At 64.7% G+C, this 17,467-nt stretch carries 13 protein-coding genes; 9 read left to right on the top strand and 4 right to left on the bottom strand.

Going from position 1 to position 17,467, the window contains the following annotated elements; genetic code table 11:
* Nucleotides 1-83 precede the first annotated feature (83 nt).
* Together fixJ and fixL are read right to left on the bottom strand one after the other, a co-directional pair.
* Complete coding sequence (gene fixJ / locus BCEP18194_RS17335) at nucleotides 84-722, bottom strand: oxygen response regulator transcription factor FixJ (RefSeq protein WP_006493245.1); 639 nt, start codon at nucleotides 720-722, stop codon at nucleotides 84-86.
* Entirely contained in the window at nucleotides 719-3,235 is a 2,517-nt protein-coding gene (gene fixL / locus BCEP18194_RS17330; RefSeq protein ID WP_011352574.1) for an oxygen sensor histidine kinase FixL, read from the bottom strand. Before fixL ends, fixJ begins: the two co-directional genes overlap by 4 nt.
* A 273-nt stretch (nucleotides 3,236-3,508) precedes the next feature.
* On the opposite strand from fixL, the gene aceE reads away from it, so the two are divergent.
* The 3 genes from aceE to lpdA all read left to right on the top strand — a co-directional run bounded on the left by aceE (nucleotide 3,509) and on the right by lpdA (nucleotide 9,968).
* Entirely contained in the window at nucleotides 3,509-6,205 is a 2,697-nt protein-coding gene (aceE, locus tag BCEP18194_RS17325) for a pyruvate dehydrogenase (acetyl-transferring), homodimeric type (RefSeq protein ID WP_011352573.1), read from the top strand.
* Nucleotides 6,206-6,273: 68 nt separating this feature from the next.
* Nucleotides 6,274-7,920, top strand: coding sequence for a dihydrolipoyllysine-residue acetyltransferase (gene aceF, locus BCEP18194_RS17320; RefSeq protein WP_011352572.1), 1,647 nt, complete (start codon nucleotides 6,274-6,276; stop codon nucleotides 7,918-7,920).
* A 281-nt stretch (nucleotides 7,921-8,201) separates the two neighbouring features.
* The gene (lpdA, locus tag BCEP18194_RS17315; protein ID WP_011352571.1) at nucleotides 8,202-9,968 is read left to right on the top strand and encodes a dihydrolipoyl dehydrogenase; all 1,767 of its coding nucleotides are present in this window, start codon (nucleotides 8,202-8,204) and stop codon (nucleotides 9,966-9,968) included.
* A gap of 202 nt (nucleotides 9,969-10,170) precedes the next feature.
* Here lpdA and BCEP18194_RS17310 read toward each other — a convergent pair whose 3' ends face one another.
* The gene (locus tag BCEP18194_RS17310) at nucleotides 10,171-10,737 is read right to left on the bottom strand and encodes a phasin family protein (RefSeq protein ID WP_011352570.1); all 567 of its coding nucleotides are present in this window, start codon (nucleotides 10,735-10,737) and stop codon (nucleotides 10,171-10,173) included.
* A gap of 654 nt (nucleotides 10,738-11,391) precedes the next feature.
* Here BCEP18194_RS17310 and pbpG point away from each other — a divergent pair.
* Nucleotides 11,392-12,558, top strand: coding sequence for a D-alanyl-D-alanine endopeptidase (gene pbpG, locus BCEP18194_RS17305; protein ID WP_011352569.1), 1,167 nt, complete (start codon nucleotides 11,392-11,394; stop codon nucleotides 12,556-12,558).
* Between the two features lie 92 nt (nucleotides 12,559-12,650).
* Here pbpG and BCEP18194_RS17300 read toward each other — a convergent pair whose 3' ends face one another.
* Entirely contained in the window at nucleotides 12,651-13,460 is an 810-nt protein-coding gene (locus BCEP18194_RS17300; protein ID WP_011352568.1) for an IclR family transcriptional regulator, read from the bottom strand.
* A gap of 183 nt (nucleotides 13,461-13,643) precedes the next feature.
* On the opposite strand from BCEP18194_RS17300, the gene BCEP18194_RS17295 reads away from it, so the two are divergent.
* The 5 genes from BCEP18194_RS17295 (at nucleotide 13,644) to iscR (ending at nucleotide 17,408) form a co-directional block, all read left to right on the top strand.
* Nucleotides 13,644-14,366 (top strand): (Fe-S)-binding protein, encoded by a 723-nt coding sequence (locus BCEP18194_RS17295; protein ID WP_011352567.1) that lies wholly within the window; start codon nucleotides 13,644-13,646, stop codon nucleotides 14,364-14,366.
* Between the two features lie 34 nt (nucleotides 14,367-14,400).
* Nucleotides 14,401-15,813: a lactate utilization protein B gene (locus BCEP18194_RS17290; protein ID WP_011352566.1), complete on the top strand. Its 1,413-nt coding sequence runs from the start codon at nucleotides 14,401-14,403 to the stop codon at nucleotides 15,811-15,813.
* Nucleotides 15,814-15,942: 129 nt separating this feature from the next.
* Nucleotides 15,943-16,170, top strand: a complete 228-nt coding sequence (locus BCEP18194_RS17285) for a hypothetical protein (RefSeq protein ID WP_011352565.1) — start codon at nucleotides 15,943-15,945, stop codon at nucleotides 16,168-16,170.
* 101 nt (nucleotides 16,171-16,271) lie between these two features.
* Nucleotides 16,272-16,754, top strand: a complete 483-nt coding sequence (locus tag BCEP18194_RS17280; protein ID WP_011352564.1) for a low molecular weight protein-tyrosine-phosphatase — start codon at nucleotides 16,272-16,274, stop codon at nucleotides 16,752-16,754.
* Nucleotides 16,755-16,868: 114 nt separating this feature from the next.
* Nucleotides 16,869-17,408: a Fe-S cluster assembly transcriptional regulator IscR gene (gene iscR / locus BCEP18194_RS17275; protein ID WP_009691731.1), complete on the top strand. Its 540-nt coding sequence runs from the start codon at nucleotides 16,869-16,871 to the stop codon at nucleotides 17,406-17,408.
* The last annotated feature ends 59 nt before the right edge of the window (nucleotides 17,409-17,467 follow it).

Here is a 17,467-nt window from a genome sequence, read left to right as displayed (position 1 = left end):
GCCGCGCGAGTGGGCCGCATCGCGCGGGGCGGCCAGGGCGGGCCGCGGGCCGGGCGGGCAGTGCCGCCGCGGCCGGCGCTCGCTCAGGCCTGCTTCTTCGACAGCGCGAGGCGCAGCAGGTCAGCCACCGTGTTGACGTTGAGCTTTTCCATGATGTTCGCGCGGTGCGCTTCGACCGTCTTGATGCTGATGCCGAGATCGTCGGCGATCTGCTTGTTCAGGCGGCCCGCGATGATCCGTTCGAGCACCTGCTGCTCGCGCGCGGTCAGCTTCGACAGGCGTTCGCTCGCGGCACGCTGCTCCTGGACGCTCTTGCTTTCGCTTCGGGCCTTGTCGAGCATCCGCTCGACGAGCTTGCGCAGCTCGGCTTCGTCGAACGGTTTCTCGATAAAGTCCATCGCACCCTTTTTCATCGTCGAGACGGCCATCGGCACGTCGCCGTGACCCGTGACGAAGATGATCGGCAGCGCGGCATTGTCGGCAATCAGGCGCTCCTGCAGTTCGAGGCCGCTCATGCCCGACATCCGGACGTCGAGGATCAGGCACGCGATCTGGCCGGCCTGCTGTGCAGGCTGGTAGGCATCGAGGAACTGCTCGGCGCTCGAGAAGCATTGCACGCGATAGCCGTTCGCCTCCAGCAGCCAGCGCAGCGAGTCCCGTACGGCCTCGTCGTCGTCAACGACAAAGACGGTTTCCTGAGTGGTGGTGACAGGGCTATTCATAGTTCTCCCGTAACGGTATGTGATGCCGATGCCTCGCGCCCCCCTTGGCCGAGATCAGCGGGTTCCCCAATGGGCAAGCTGCAGTGGAACGTTGCGCCGGATATGCGGCCATCCGGCTCGACGTTGTTGACCACCCACAGACGCCCCCGATGCGATTCGATAATCGAACGACAGATATTCAGCCCCATGCCCATGCCATCGGACTTGGTGCTGTAAAACGGTTCAAACAGGCGCTCGGCGGTCGCTTCGTCGACGCCCGGGCCCTGGTCGATCACGCGGATGTCGACGAAGCCCGCCTCGATGTCGGCGACGACGCGGATCACGCCGTCCACCGACGCCGGCTTCACGTCGGCCATCGCTTCGGCCGCGTTCTTCATCAGGTTCACGAGCACCTGCTCGATCAGCACGGGGTCGACATAAATAATAGGCATTCTTGCGAGGATTTCCGTGACGATCCGGATCCTGCGCTTCCTGGCCTCGATTTCGGCGAGCCCGACCGCGTCGGCGACGATGTCCGCGACCCGCGCCGGCTGGCGCTTCGGCTCGCTGCGCTTCACGAATTCGCGGATCCGCTTGACGATCATCCCCGCGCGCAGCGCCTGTTGCGCGGTCTTTTCCAGCGCGGGCTGCAGCGTCTCCGGCGTGCCGCGGCCGCTCTTCACGAGTGCGAGCGTGCCCGAGCAGTAGTTGTTGATCGCGGCGAGCGGCTGATTCAATTCGTGAGCAATCGACGACGCCATTTCACCCATCGTCATCAATCGGCTCGTGAACTGCAGCTTCTCTTCCTGCTGGTGCGCGAGTTCCTGTGCCTTCTTGCGGGTCGTGATGTCGGTCGCGATCTGCATTTGCGCGAGGTGGCCGTCCACCCACTGGATGTACTGGCGGCGCACCTCGAACCACTTCTGGATGCTCTCGACGTACACCTCTTGCGCATCGGCGGTGCTGCTCGTCAGCGCGGCGGCCGGCAGGCCTGCGAACGCGTCGACCATGTCGATCGAGTCTGACGAGGCCTGCGCGCGGTCGAAGCCGCCGCCCGACAGTTCGAGATGGCCGTCCGGGCGAATGCCGAACAGGTGGCGGTAGTAGCGGTTCGCGAACAGCAGCTCGGCTTCGTCGGCGGCCAGCACCGACACCGCGGCGTCGAGGCTTTCGAGCACCGTCGTGAAGCGCTCGTGCGCGGCCGCGAGTTCCTCGCGCGCACGCTTCGGCTCGGTGATGTCGGTCATCGACGACATCCAGCCGGTCTGGCGGCCCGAGCTGTCGATCAGCGGCGACACGTACAGGCGCGCATGGAACAGCGTGCCGTTCTTGCGCCGCACGCGCAGCTCGAAGCCCGAGCTCGGCGCCTTGCCGCGCAGCGTCATGTCGAGCTGGCGCTGCATTTCCGGGTACGCGTCACGCGGCCAGTACGGGAACGGCGCGACCTTGCCGACGAGGTCGGTTTCGTCCCAGCCCGTCATCCGGCAGAAGGCGGGGTTCACGTGCGTGATGCGGCCGTGCATGTCGAGCACGCGCATGCCGATCAGCACGGAATTTTCCATCGCACGGCGGAAGAACGCTTCCGCGTACAGCGCCTGCTGCGCCTCGAAGCGCTGACGCGTGTGCTTCCACAGGCTCCAGAGGCTCCACAGCACGAAGCACGACAGGCCCGCGACGAGCCACACGAGCGTGTTGTTGGTCAGGTTCGTGAGCTGCGGGAACGCGTACACGCGCACGGTCAGCCCCTGGCCGGGCGGATCGAGCGGCAGGTCGTAGTGCGAGTCGCGCGGCAGGCGCGGGCGCGTCGACGTGGACGACAGCTCGCGGTTGTTCGCGTCGGTGATCGAAATCTTGTACTTCGACGACAGTTCCTGCGGGATGTCGTGCTTCAGGATGCCTTCGACCGAGAACACCGCCGCGATCGAGCCGAGGTACTCGCGGTCGCCGCGCATCACCGGTGTCTGCAGCGTGATGAAGCCGTTGCCGAAGTCGTCGTAGATCAGCGGCGAATAGGCCTGGCGGCGCGTGCTGCGCGCCTCGTCGTACGCGCCGCGCACGGCATCCTGCATCTGCGCTTCGCCGGGCTTCGCGAGCCGCTGGCCGAGCAGCGGCGGATGCACGGTCGGCCAGCGCTGCACGCCGGGCGACGTGTACCAGTTCAGGTAGAGGATTTCCGGATGCGTTTGCATCACGTCCGCGACGGCCATCTGGAACGCGTTCTGGTCGAGGCGGCCGGACGCGAGATCGCGGGAGAGGGCCTGGAGCTGTTCCTGCGCCCCCGTCATCGACAGGCGGATCTGTTGCTGCGCCCACGCAACGTTACGGAAGAGGGTGTCTTCCTGCTGCTGCTGTTCGCGGCGATTGAGGCTCCACAGGATGAGACTCATCACCACCAGGAACACCAGGATCGACAGCAGGGGCGTCAGCAAATAGGAATTGGACCACCACGGTCCGTGGTGCCAACGGGACGGCTGCGACTCCGCCGGCGGGCCCGACGGTCGCGCCGAGCGTGCGAAAAGCCGATCGGTCAACATTCGACGATTGTAGCGCAGCGCAATACATGGAAAACCTATACCGGATATGTTGAACGGAAACGGATTTGTTCAGCCGAGACGCGCCGGAGAGCCCCGAAATATGGGTGCAGCGCAGCAATATTCCGCATTGCGAGAAAAGATCTCACAATTCGAAAATTTTGTTGCGCAGGCCCGTGCACGCTCATTACAATCCGTCGGAGCTTGCCCGCAGCCGGTCGCGTCGCGTCGTCTGCACGAGAGCGATCCTCACATTCCAGGACCCAGGAGACGAGAATGTCCGCTGTACCGAACGAAGTGATGAAATATGTCGCCGCCGAACGTGACGACGACCCGCAAGAAACCGTCGAGTGGCTGGAGTCGCTCGATGGCGTGATCTCCTCCGTGGGCACCGGCCGTGCGCATTACCTGATCGAAAAGCAGATCGAGTTCGCCCGCATGCACGGCGAACACCTGCCGTTCTCCGCCAACACCCCGTACATCAACACGATCCCGGTCGCCGCGCAGGCGAAGATCCCGGGCGACCAGGACCTCGAGCACCGCATCCGTTCGTACACGCGCTGGAACGCGCTGGCGATGGTGCTGCGCGCAGGCAAGGACACGAACGTCGGCGGCCACATCGCCTCGTTCGCATCGGCCGCGACGCTCTATGACGTCGGCTACAACCACTTCTGGCACGCAGCGTCCGAGCAGCACGGCGGCGATCTCGTGTTCGTGCAGGGCCACTCGTCGCCGGGCGTGTACTCGCGCGCGTTCCTGCTCGGCCGCCTGAAGGAAGAGCAGCTCGACAACTTCCGCCAGGAAGTCGACGGCCAGGGCATTTCGTCGTACCCGCACCCGTGGCTGATGCCGGACTTCTGGCAGTTCCCGACCGTGTCGATGGGTCTCGGCCCGATCATGGCGATCTACCAGGCGCGCTTCATGAAGTACCTGCAGGCGCGCGGCATCACGAAGACCGAAGGCCGCAAGGTGTGGGCATTCCTCGGCGACGGCGAGACGGACGAGCCGGAATCGCTCGGCGCGATCGGGATGGCGAGCCGCGAGAAGCTCGACAACCTCGTGTTCGTGATCAACTGCAACCTGCAGCGTCTCGACGGCCCGGTGCGCGGCAACGGCAAGATCATCCAGGAACTCGAATCGGAGTTCCGCGGCGCCGGCTGGAACGTGATCAAGGTCATCTGGGGCAGCCGCTGGGATGCGCTGTTCGCACGCGACAAGTCGGGCGCGCTGATGCGCCGCATGATGGAAGCCGTCGACGGCGAATACCAGACGTACAAGTCGGAGTCGGGCGCATTCGTGCGCGAGCACTTCTTCAACACGCCTGAGCTGAAGGCACTCGTCGCCGACTGGTCGGACGACGACATCTGGGCGCTGAACCGCGGCGGCCACGATCCGCACAAGATCTACGCGGCGTTCCACGAAGCCACGAACACGAAGGGCGCGCCGACCGTCATCCTCGCGAAGACCATCAAGGGCTACGGGATGGGCGAGTCGGGCCAGGCGATGAACATCACGCACCAGCAGAAGAAGCTGCCGGTCGAGCAACTGAAGAAGTTCCGTGACCAGTTCCGCCTGCCGATCACCGACGAGCAGATCGCCGACGTGCCGTACCTGAAGTTCGAGGAAGGCTCGAAGGAACTCGAATACATGCGCCAGAAGCGCATGGACCTCGGCGGCTACCTGCCGCATCGCCGCGAGAAGGCGACGTCGCTGCCGGTGCCGGCGCTCGACGTGTTCGAGCCGCTGCTGAAGGGCACGGGCGAAGGCCGTGAGATCTCGACGACGATGTCGTTCGTGCGGATCCTGAACATCCTGCTGAAGGACAAGGCGCTGGGCAAGCGCATCGTGCCGATCGTCCCGGACGAATCGCGTACGTTCGGCATGGAAGGCCTGTTCCGCCAGATCGGTATCTGGAACCAGGAAGGCCAGAAGTACGTGCCGGAAGATTCCGACCAGCTGATGTTCTACAAGGAATCGGAAACCGGCCAGATCCTGCAGGAAGGCATCAACGAAGCGGGCGGCATGTGCGACTGGATCGCTGCGGCGACGTCGTACTCGACGCACGGCGAGATCATGGTGCCGTTCTACATCTTCTATTCGATGTTCGGCTTCCAGCGGATCGGCGACCTGGCATGGGCCGCGGGCGACATGCGTTCGCGCGGCTTCCTGCTCGGCGGTACCGCGGGCCGCACGACGCTGAACGGCGAAGGCCTGCAGCACGAAGACGGCCACTCGCTCCTGTGGGCGGCATCGGTGCCGAACTGCGTGAGCTACGACCCGACCTTCGGCTACGAACTCGCCGTGATCGTCCAGGACGGCCTGCGCCGCATGGTGGCGGACCAGGAAGACGTGTACTACTACATCACGGTGATGAACGAGAACTACGAGCACCCGGCGATTCCGCAGGGCGAGCACGTGGCGGCCGACATCATCAAGGGCATGTACGCGTTCAAGAAGGCCGACGCCGACAAGAAGGCGCCGCGCGTCCAGCTGCTCGGCGCGGGCACGATCTTCAACGAAGTGATCGCTGCCGCCGACCTGCTGAAGAACGACTGGGGCGTCGCTGCCGACCTGTGGAGCGTGCCGAGCTTCACCGAGCTCGCGCGTGAAGGCCACCAGGTCGAACGCTGGAACCTGCTCCATCCGACCGAAGAGCGTCGTCTGTCGCACGTGCAGAAGTGCCTGAAGGACACGCAGGGCCCGGTCATCGCATCGACCGACTACGTCCGCGCGCTGGTCGACCAGATCCGCGGCCAGATCGATCGCCGCTTCGTCGTGCTGGGCACGGACGGCTTCGGCCGCTCGGATACCCGCGAGAAGCTGCGTCACTTCTTCGAAGTCGACCGTCACTGGGTCACCGTCGCCGCGCTCAATGCGCTGGCCGACGAGGGCACGATCGAGCGCAAGGTGGTCGCGGAAGCGATCGCCAAGTACAACCTCGATCCGTCGAAGCCCAACCCGATGACCGTTTAACGCACACGCCGTGTGATGCCGCGCGCCGCTCCCGCGAGGGGCGCGCGCGGTCATGGAGACAGAAACAGATGAGTCAAGCGATCGAAGTGAAGGTGCCGGATATCGGCGATTACAAGGACGTCCCGGTGATCGAGATCGGCGTGAAGGTCGGCGATACCGTCGAGCCGGAGCAGTCGCTCGTCACGCTCGAGTCGGACAAGGCGACGATGGACGTGCCGAGCCCGGTCGGCGGCGTCGTGAAGGAAATCAAGGTCAAGGTGGGCGATTCCGTGTCGGAAGGCTCGCTGATCATCCTGCTCGAAGGCGGCGCCGCGGCGCAGGCGAACGGCGCGGCAGCGCCCGCAGCTGCTCCGGCTCCGGCGGCAGCGCCGGCACCGGCTGCAGCAACCCCGGCGGCTGCCCCGGCAGCGACCGGTGGCACGCTCGAAGTGAAGGTCCCCGACATCGGCGATTACAAGGATGTGCCGGTGATCGAGATCGGCGTGAAGGTTGGCGACACGGTCGAGAAGGAGCAGTCGCTCGTCACGCTCGAGTCCGACAAGGCGACGATGGACGTGCCGAGCCCGGCCGCCGGCGTCGTGAAAGAGATCAAGGTCAAGGTGGGCGATTCGGTGTCGGAAGGCACGCTGATCGTGCTGCTCGACGCGGCAGGCGCAGCGCCGGCAGCAGCCGCACCGCAGGCGAGCGCACCGGCTCCGGCCGCTGCCGCACCGGCACCTGCCGCCGCGCCCGCGAAGGCCGCAGCACCGGCTGCTGCTGCGCCGGCTCCGGCCGCTGCGCCGTCGGGTGAATACCGCGCCAGCCACGCATCGCCGTCGGTGCGCAAGTTCGCGCGCGAACTCGGCGTCGAAGTCGCACGCGTGCAGGGTTCGGGTCCGAAGGGCCGCATTACGAAGGAAGACGTCACGGGCTTCGTGAAGGGCGTGATGACCGGCCAGCGCACAGCACCGGGCGCGGCAGCCGCGCCGGCAGGCGGCGGTGAGCTGAACCTGCTGCCGTGGCCGAAGGTCGACTTCTCGAAGTTCGGCCCGTTCGAGGCGAAGCCGCTGTCGCGCATCAAGAAGATCTCGGGCGCGAACCTGCATCGCAACTGGGTGATGATCCCGCACGTCACGAACAACGACGAAGCGGACATCACCGAGCTCGAAGCACTGCGCGTGCAGTTGAACAAGGAACACGAAAAGGCGGGCGTGAAGTTCACGATGCTCGCGTTCGTGATCAAGGCGGTCGTCGCTGCGCTGAAGAAGTTCCCGACCTTCAACGCGAGCCTCGACGGCGACAACCTGGTGTTCAAGCAGTACTACCACGTCGGTTTTGCTGCGGACACGCCGAACGGTCTCGTCGTGCCGGTGATCCGCGATGCGGACAAGAAGGGGCTCGTCGATATCGCGAAGGAAATGGCCGAGCTGTCGAAGGCCGCACGCGACGGCAAGCTGAAGCCGGACCAGATGCAAGGCGGCTGCTTCTCGATCTCGTCGCTCGGCGGGATCGGCGGCACGAACTTCACGCCGATCATCAACGCGCCGGAAGTGGCGATCCTCGGGTTGTCGCGCGGCCAGATGAAGCCGGTGTGGGACGGCAAGCAGTTCGTGCCGCGTCTGACGCTGCCGCTGTCGCTGTCGTATGACCATCGCGTGATCGATGGCGCGGAAGCCGCGCGGTTCAATGCGTATCTCGGCGCGTTGCTCGCGGATTTCCGTCGCATCATTCTTTGATGAGCGGGGAGAGTGCTCGCGGGGGCGTGGGTTTTTTGTTTGTCATCCGCGCCCGGTCGTTGAACCTGTTTCGCTAACGGTCTATTAGCGTCGCCCCTGCGCGGGGCGGCGGTCACTTTTCTTTGTCTTCCAAAGAAAAGTAACCAAAAGAAAGGCGCGTCCTTGGGCGGACAGCAAAGGTGGTTCTGCCCAGGTTCGCGCTCTTTGATCAGGCCGTAGTCGCGGGTTTTCTCTGCGGGTTTCTCCCTCTCTGTCTGCAGCTAATCAAGAAGGGGACAGTAATGAGTCTCATCGAAGTCAAGGTTCCGGATATCGGCGATTTCAGCGGCGTCGATGTCATCGAAGTCAACGTCAAACCCGGCGACGTGATCGAAAAAGAGCAAACGCTCATCACGCTCGAATCCGATAAAGCCTCCATGGAAGTGCCCAGCGACGTCGCCGGCACCGTCAAGGAAATCAAGGTCAAAGCCGGCGAGAAAGTCTCGCAAGGCACCGTCATCGCCATCGTCGAAGCAGCAGCAGGCGCCGCCGCACCCGCGAAAGCACCCGAAGCGGCCAAGCCCGCCGCAGCTGCACCCGCACCGGCCGCAGCCGCTCCGGCTCCCGCACCGCAAGCCGGCAGCTACGCTGGCGCCGTCGACGTCGAATGCGACATGCTCGTGCTCGGCGCCGGCCCCGGTGGCTACTCGGCCGCGTTCCGCGCTGCCGACCTCGGCATGAAGACCGTGCTCGTCGAACGCTATTCGACGCTCGGCGGCGTGTGCCTGAACGTCGGCTGCATCCCGTCGAAAGCACTGCTGCATACGTCGCTCGTCGTCGAAGAAGCCGCGGCGCTCGCGTCGCACGGCATCACGTTCGGCAAGCCGGAAGTCGATCTCGACAAGCTGCGCGACTTCAAGGGCGGCGTCGTCAAGAAGCTGACGACCGGCCTTGCCGGCATGGCGAAGGCACGCAAGGTCGAAGTGGTCACGGGCGTCGGCGCATTCGTCGATCCGTTCCACATGGAAGTGCAGGGCGAAAACGGCAAGAAGGTCGTGAAGTTCAAGCAGGCGATCATCGCTGCGGGCTCGCAGGCCGTGAAGCTGCCGTTCATGCCGGAAGACCCGCGCGTCGTCGATTCGACCGGCGCACTCGAACTGCGTCAACTGCCGAAACGCATGCTCGTGATCGGCGGCGGCATCATCGGCCTCGAAATGGCCACGGTGTACTCGACGCTCGGCGCCGAGATCGACGTCGTCGAAATGATGGACGGCCTGATGATGGGCGCGGACCGCGATCTCGTGAAGGTCTGGGAAAAGTACAACGCGAAGCGCTTCGGCAACGTGATGCTGAAGACCAAGACGGTCGGCGCGGAAGCGAAGGAAGACGGCATCTACGTGAAGTTCGAGGGCGAGAAGGCGCCGGCGGAAGCGCAGCGCTACGACCTCGTGCTCGTCGCGGTGGGCCGCAGCCCGAACGGCAAGAAGATCGGCGCCGACAAGGCTGGCGTTGCGGTCACGGATCGCGGCTTCATCGACGTCGACAAGCAGATGCGCACGAACGTCCCGCACATCTTCGCGATCGGCGACGTCGTCGGCCAGCCGATGCTCGCGCACAAGGCCGTGCATGAAGGCCACGTCGCAGCGGAAGCCGCGCACGGCGAGAAGGCGTACTTCGACGCCTTGCAGATCCCGTCGGTGGCGTACACCGATCCGGAAGTGGCCTGGGCCGGCAAGACGGAAGACCAGTGCAAGGCCGAAGGCATCAAGTACGGCAAGGCCGTGTTCCCGTGGGCCGCATCGGGCCGCGCGATCGCGAACGGTCGCGATGAAGGCTTCACGAAGCTGATCTTCGACGAGGAAACCCATCGCGTGATCGGTGGCGCAATCGTCGGCCTGAACGCAGGCGACCTGATCAGCGAAGTGTGCCTCGCCGTCGAGATGGGCGCGGACGCGGAAGACATCGGCAAGACGATCCATCCGCACCCGACGCTCGGCGAATCGGTCGGCATGGCCGCCGAGCTGTATGAAGGCGTCTGTACGGACCTGCCGCCGCAACGCAAGAAGTAACTCAGCGGGCTCGACCGGCAATCTGCCGGCCACGAAAAAACGCCGCCTCCCGGGCCATCCGGGCGGCGGCGTTTTCTTTTATTTGCGGCCGATGCTCAAACGACCGTTCGAGAACGGCCGGCAATGCGCCGGTTCCAGCGTATTCCGGCACCACAAACGAAAAAGCCGCGCTGGGCGCGGCTCTTTCAGGAGCAGGGGACGCTTACGCGGTCGGCTTGCTCGTACGACGTGCAGCAGCGGCGGTAGCAGCCTTCGTTGCGACGGCAGCAGCAGCGTTGAAGTTCGTTTCAGCGATTTCGACGGCTTGCTTCGTTGCCTTCTGAACCGTTTCGTACGTGGTGTTCGCAGCGTTCAGTGCCGACTTCAGTGCAGCGACAGCCGTTTCCGAACCAGCCGGGGCGTTCTTCGCGACGTTGTCGACGAGTGCCTGGACCTTCTTGTTCTGCTCTTCGAATTGCGCTTCAGCAACCTTCGCGAACTCGGCTTGCGTCGACGATGCGATTTCATACAGGTGACGGCCGTACGACAGCACCTTTTCCGCGACCGGCTGCGACAGGCTCGCTTGCAGCGCGATCAGTTCCTGTGCGTCCTTCACCGACAGCAGGCGCTGTGCGTTTTCCTGGCCTTCGGCCAGCGTCGACTTCACGACCTGCAGGTTGAGTTCGATCAGCTTTTCGACGCCTTCGAACGCCTTGGTCGTCAGACCGAACAGGCTTTCGAGGTTGGCTTTCTGGGCGGCGGCGATTTGCTCGGGGGTCAGCAAGGACATGTCAAGCTCCTGAAAAGCGATCGCGTCGATCGCAGGGTAAAGGGCACTACGCTGGGGAACCTCGGATGTGCGTGCTTTGTGCAACGCAACAATGAGGCTTATTTTAGGGCAGAGAAAACCAATGTCAAGTATTTTTTGTGCGTTGCACAATCGTGACAAATTATCGATAAAACAACGAGTTATCGTGGTCGTTCGGAATCGGTTTCATGCCGCGATCCCAGATGGTGCGCACGGTTGAGGGGCAGGCGCGGCGCACCATGATCATGCACAGGTAAACCTGACAGGCCCGTGGAACGTTATCCTTCTGTTCCTGTCGAAAAACGCGCCGTTTCGATGCGCGTACCGTGGCGACGTGCCGCTGCCACGGCCGAGACCGGCGCCCCTGGCACCCCGAGCGCCGGATACGTAGTTTCCCCGCTTTAAATCGCCTCCGAAGTGACGTTATCTCAATTAACCGTGTGTAATCGGGAGACGGGTACTGTCGGGCAGCGCATCCCATCAATTTTTTCGATGGGAGCGGGAGGGTTCATTGGCCAGAGGTTGGCCAACCCTTACATTCCGGTTTAACGACGATCGGTAAGTGCCTAATATTGCTCTTTTTTTCAGCTTTAACTACACTTGCGGAAACCTCCCGCCCGCTTTGTCCAGACCCCAATGAAAGCCGAATCGTTTTCACCGCGCAGATTGTTGCAGAGCATGACGCTCGGCACGGCTGTGTCGATCGCAGTCGCCTTGCTGGCGACCACCGCGACCGTCGCGCCCGCTGACGCCTTTGCCGCCACTGCGAAGACCCAACAAGCCGCCAAGAAAAAGGCTGTCGCTCCTGCTTCGTCCGCGAAGAAGAAGTCGGCCAAGGCCAGCTCCGACAAATCCGCGAAAGTCGCGGCCGCCGACGCGCCGCGCGCGAAGGCATCGCGCAAGCGCGTGACGCTCGCGTCGAACGTGCATGGCGGCCATCACGGCGCAGTGCGCAAGGTCGCGTTCCAGCCGCGCCGGCCGACCGTCGGCCAGGCGTTCGGCCTGCACGACACGCCCGACGCGCTCGCGCTGCGTTCGAGCGTCGCGTATGTCGTCGACCAGAATTCGGGCGAGCCGCTGTTCGACAAGAATTCGCACGCCGTCGTGCCGATCGCGTCGATCTCGAAGCTGATGACGGCGATGGTCGTGCTCGACTCGAAGACGCCGATGACCGACCAGATCGAAGTCACCGACGAAGACCGCGACTACGAGAAGGGCACGGGCTCGCGCCTGTCGGTCGGCTCGGTGCTGTCGCGTGAAGACATGCTGCACATCGCGCTGATGGCGTCGGAAAACCGCGCGGCCGCTGCGCTGTCGCGTTACTACGCGGGTGGTCGTCCGGCGTTCATCGCCGCGATGAACGCGAAGGCGAAGTCGCTCGGCATGACCGATACGCACTTCGAGAATTCGACGGGTCTGTCGAGCTCGAACGTGTCGAGCGCGCGCGACCTCGTGAAGATGGTCAATGCGGCGTACCAGTACCCGATGATTCGTCAGTTCTCGACCGATCGCACCTACGAGGTGTACACGGGCAAGCGCAACCTGGTCTACAACAGCACGAACGCGCTGATCCGCGGCAATGGCTCGTGGGACATCGGTCTGCAGAAGACGGGCTTCATCAACGAAGCCGGCGAATGTCTCGTGATGCAGGCGACGATCCACGGCAAGCCGATGGTGATGGTGCTGCTGGATTCGTTCGGCAAGTATTCGCGCTTCGCCGATGCGGCGCGCCTGCGCAACTGGCTCGATGCCGGCGGCGGCGAGCGCCTGACGGCGGCCAACACGCCGGCCGGCGGGACCTGATCGCACGAAGGCGTGGCGGTTCGCCGCCGCGCCGACGGCTAAAAAAAAGCCCCGCAATCGCGGGGCTTTTTCATTGGGTGCGCGGGAGCGGCTTACGCCTGCCGCTGCAGCCCGTCCGTATCCTTCGTGGGCGCCGGCCGGTAGCCGAGCGATTCCGAAATGGTGAGGGCCGTGCGGCTCAACTGGCCGAGCCACGCATCCTGGAGGCGATCGGCCGGCGCCGACAGCGACAGGCCCGCGACGAGCTTGCCCGAATCGTCGTAGATGCCGGCCGCGATACAGCGCACGCCGAGCTCCAGCTCCTCGTTGTCGCGTGCGCACGATTGCTGGCGCACGATCGTCAGCTCGCGTTCGAGCTTCGCGATGTCGGTGATGCTGTTCTGCGTATGGCCGGACAGCCCCGTGCGCGTCGCATAGGCGCGCACGCGCGACGTCTCGTCGGCCGCGAGGAACAGCTTGCCGACCGACGTGAGGTGCAGCGGCGCGCGGCCACCGATCGCACGGACGACCTGCATCCCGGAGCGCTCCGAATACGCGCGCTCGATGTAGACGATCTCGTCGCCCTGGCGCACCGACAGGTTCACGGTCTGCCCGGTGAGGCGGTGCAGCTCGCGCATCGGCATCAGCGCCGCGTCGCGTACCGACAGGCGCGCCTTCACGAGGTTGCCGAGCTCCAGCAACCGCATGCCGAGGCGGTACGTGCCGGGATCGGAGCGGTCGACGAGACGGCAGGTCACCATGTCGTTGAGGATGCGGTGCGCGGTCGACGGGTGCAGCTCCGTCCGCTGCGCAAGCTCCTTCAGGCTGACAGGGTCACTGTGCGCGGCGAGCGCGTCCAGCAACCGCATCATGCGTTCGATCACCTGGATCGACGTTTTTGAATCCGGGGTGGGTTGGCTCATGTCGGGGGAGAAATCGGTTGACGCGTCAAGCGGTGTTGGAACGATTGTATCTCGTATCGTGAAAAAAGCGAACGCCGTTCGAGGAAATCCTCGTTTCGCGCCGTGCGGGCTTGCGTGAGCGCCGGCGTTGGTCTTGCCGGCCAAACGGCGGATAATGAGAGCCGTTTTCTCGAAGGAGCACGTATGCGAGTCGGTTTGTTCGTGACCTGCCTGGTCGATCTGATGCGCCCCGAAATCGGTTTTTCGGCGCTCAAGCTGATTCGCGACGCCGGCTACGAGGTGATCGTGCCGCCCGCGCAGACTTGCTGCGGCCAGCCGGCCTACAACTCGGGCGAGCGCGCGCTCGCACGCGATCTCGCGGAAAAGACGCTGCGCGAGTTCGAGCAGTTCGATTACGTCGTCGCGCCGTCGGGTTCGTGCGGCGGGATGATCCGTGCGCACTACGGCGACCTGTTCCGCGACGACCCCGAGCTGATGGGGCGCTACACGCGGTTCCAGCAGAAGGTCTACGAACTGACCGATTTCCTGGCGAACGTCGCGAAGGTGTCGCTCGCGCCGGGTGAATTCACCGGGCCGGTCACCTATCACGATTCGTGCTCGGGCCTGCGCGAGCTCGGCGTGAAGGCGCAGCCGCGCGCGCTGCTCGCGCAGCGCGGCATCGCGGTTACCGAGATGAAGGACTGCGAGCACTGCTGCGGCTTCGGCGGCACGTTTGCGGTCAAGTACGGCGACATTTCGGCGGCCATCGCTGACGAGAAATGTGCGAACGTGCGCGCGGCCGGTACCGGCGCCGTCGTGCTTGGCGATCTCGGCTGCATGCTGAACATCGAAGGGCGGTTGCGCCGCACCGGCGACCGCGACACGCGCGTGCTGCACGTCGCGCAGGTGCTGGCGGGCGACGTCTGACGCCCGGTTCCGCTCACTTTTCCCCGATACCGCGATGCAAGTCCAATCGATGCATTTCAAAGCGCGCGCCGGCCAGAAGCTGGCCGACCAGCGCCTGCAGCAGAACCTGAAGAAGCTGTCGACGAAATTCGTGTCCGCGCGCGCCGACGCGATGACCGCGATCGACTTCCCGGCCACGCGCGCCGCACTGAAGGCCCGCCGCAACCGCGCGCTGGAGAACCTTGACGTGTGGCTCGAGGCGTTCGAGCGCGAGGCGACGCGGCGCGGCACGACGGTGCTGTTCGCCGAAACGACCGCGGATGCCGCACGGCTCGTGGCCGACATCGCGCGCCGTCACGACGTGAAGAAGGTCATCAAGACCAAGTCGATGGTGTCGGAGGAAATGCGCCTGAACGCGGTGCTCGCGGAGATGGGCGTGCAGTCGATCGAGACGGATCTCGGCGAATACATCCTGCAGATCAACGACAACGAGCCGCCGAGCCACATCATTGCGCCCGTCGTGCACAAGGACAAGGACGAGATCGCCGACCTGTTCGCGCGCACGCACCATCGCGAGCGGCTCACCGAGATTCCGGACATGACGCGCGAGGCGCGCGAGGTGCTGCGCCCGCATTTCATGTCGGCCGACATGGGCGTGACGGGCGGCAACTTCGTGATTGCCGAGACCGGTTCGGTCGCGATCGTGACGAATGAAGGGAACGAGGGGATGTGCACCGTGATGCCGCGCGTGCATGTGGCGGTGACGGGCATCGAGAAGGTGCTGCCGACGCTCGAGGATCTCGCGACCGCGATGCGCCTGCTGCCGCGCTCCGCGACGGGGCAGAAGACGTCGAACTACTTCTCGCTGCTGACCGGGCCGCGGGGCCCGGGCGACGAGGATGGCCCCGAACACAACTATGTCGTGCTCGTCGACGGCGGCCGCACCGGGCTGATCGGCGGCGAATTCCAGGAGATGCTGCGCTGCATCCGCTGCGGCGCATGCATGAACCATTGTCCGGTGTACCAGAAGGTCGGCGGCCACGCGTACGGCTGGGTCTATCCGGGGCCGATGGGGTCCGTGCTGACGCCGAGCTACGTCGGGCTCGACCGCTCTCTCGACCTGCCGCAGGCCGCAACCCTATGCGGAGAATGCGACAGCGTGTGCCCGGCCGGGATTCCGCTGTCGCACCTGTTGCGCACGCTGCGCGAGAAGCAGGTCGAGCGGCACCTGCGGCCGTGGCGCGAGCGGGCGGCACTCGCCGCCTGGGGCTTCTTCGCACGCCGGCCGATGCTGTACGCGCTGACGACCAAGCTCGCGGTGCGCATCCTCGAGCGGCTGGGCGGCAACGGCGGCACGCTGCGGCGCCTGCCGATGATGGGCGGCTGGATGGATACGCGCGACATGCCGACGCCGACCGGGCGCACGTTCCGCGAGCTGTACGCGGCCTCGCAAAGTCACCTCGGCTGACGACTGTTCATCCGGTGACAACAGTGCGTTCGCTATTTGTATATTTATCTCGATAGGTGCGGTCTATAGAATCCTGTCTGTAGTCCCCGGAATTGGGTTTCGGGGTACGAGGTCAAGGAGGTCCGCATCATGAAAAAGACAATATCGATGTACTGGCCGCTGGCAATCGTCGTTCCGCTGGCCGCGGCTGCCTATCTGCATGCGATGGCCGAGGCGCCGTCGCGTGGTCCGCTCGCGGTTCATCAGGCTTCGGCCGAGCTGGCGCGCGCGGTGTCGTTCGGGCTGGTCGGCGACGCGGCGAAGCCGCTGCCGGCGGCATCCGGCGACGTCGTGCTCGCCGCGCCGAAGGCGCTGTAGGGCATGGCGCCGTCGCTTTGCGCGGCGGCGCGATTTCGGCCGCCTTTGTATAATGGCGTGTTCTTCTCCCACGCGGCTCGCCGCGGCTTTCCGATAGTGCGATGACCCGCGTTTCGATCTGTTTCGTCTGTCTCGGCAACATCTGCCGTTCGCCCACCGCGGAAGGCGTGATGCGTCACCAGGTCGACGCGGCCGCGCTGGCGGACCGGATCGCGATCGATTCGGCCGGTACCGGCGACTGGCATGTCGGCGAGCCGCCCGATACGCGGGCGCAGGCTGCCGCGCGTGGCCGCGGCTACGACCTGTCGGCGCTGCGCGCACGACAGGTGAGCGCGGCGGATTTCGAGCGCTTCGACCTGCTGCTCGCGATGGACGACGCGAATCTCGCGGAGTTGCGCCGCCGCTGTCCGCCGCAGCATCACGACAAGGTGCGCCTGCTGATGGAATTCGCGCCGGATTCGACCGAAACCGAAGTGGCCGATCCCTATTTCGGCGGTGCGCAGGGCTTCGAGCAGGTGCTCGATCAGGTCGAGCGCGCGTGCGCAGGCCTGCTGGAGACGCTCCGGGCCCGCACCGAGCGCTGATCGCGCGGTATTCAGCGGTCTGCGAATACCCTTTCAAAGACATGGATACTTGACTAAAATCGTCAAATATTTATACTTGACCAAAATCGTCAAGATTGCAGTCCCCTAGACACCATGAGACTCACCACCAAAGGCCGTTTCGCCGTCACGGCGATGATTGACTTGGCACTGCGCCAGGAGCAGGGCCCGGTGACGCTTGCAGGCATCAGCCAGCGCCAGCGGATTTCGCTCTCGTATCTCGAACAGCTGTTCGGCAAGCTGCGCAGGCATGAAATCGTCGAATCCGTGCGCGGCCCGGGCGGCGGCTACAACCTCGCGCGTCGCGCGCAGGACGTCACCGTCGCCGACATCATCATCGCGGTCGATGAACCGCTCGACGCCACGCAGTGCGGCGGCAAAGGCACGTGCGACGGCTCGAAGCAGCCCGACGGCCATTGCATGACGCACGAGCTGTGGTCGACGCTGAACCAGAAGATGGTCGAGTACCTCGATTCGGTGTCGCTGCAGGATCTCGTCGATCAGCAGCGCGCTCGCGAGGGCGCACCTGCGGTGCTGCGCGACCGGCGCACGCCGGAGCCCGTTGCGGCACCGGCCGAGCCGGTTCGCACGATGCCGCTCGGCCCCAATTCGGTGTTCAACATCGCGAGTTCGTGAGCGCGAAAGCGCCGCCATACCCCACAACGTACATAGTCCCTGCACAGAATTCCCGGAGC

Source organism: Burkholderia lata, assembly GCF_000012945.1.
Taxonomy (GTDB): domain Bacteria; phylum Pseudomonadota; class Gammaproteobacteria; order Burkholderiales; family Burkholderiaceae; genus Burkholderia; species Burkholderia lata.
Note: the sequence above shows the minus strand (reverse complement) of the source record. Positions and strands in the feature narration are given on the sequence as shown.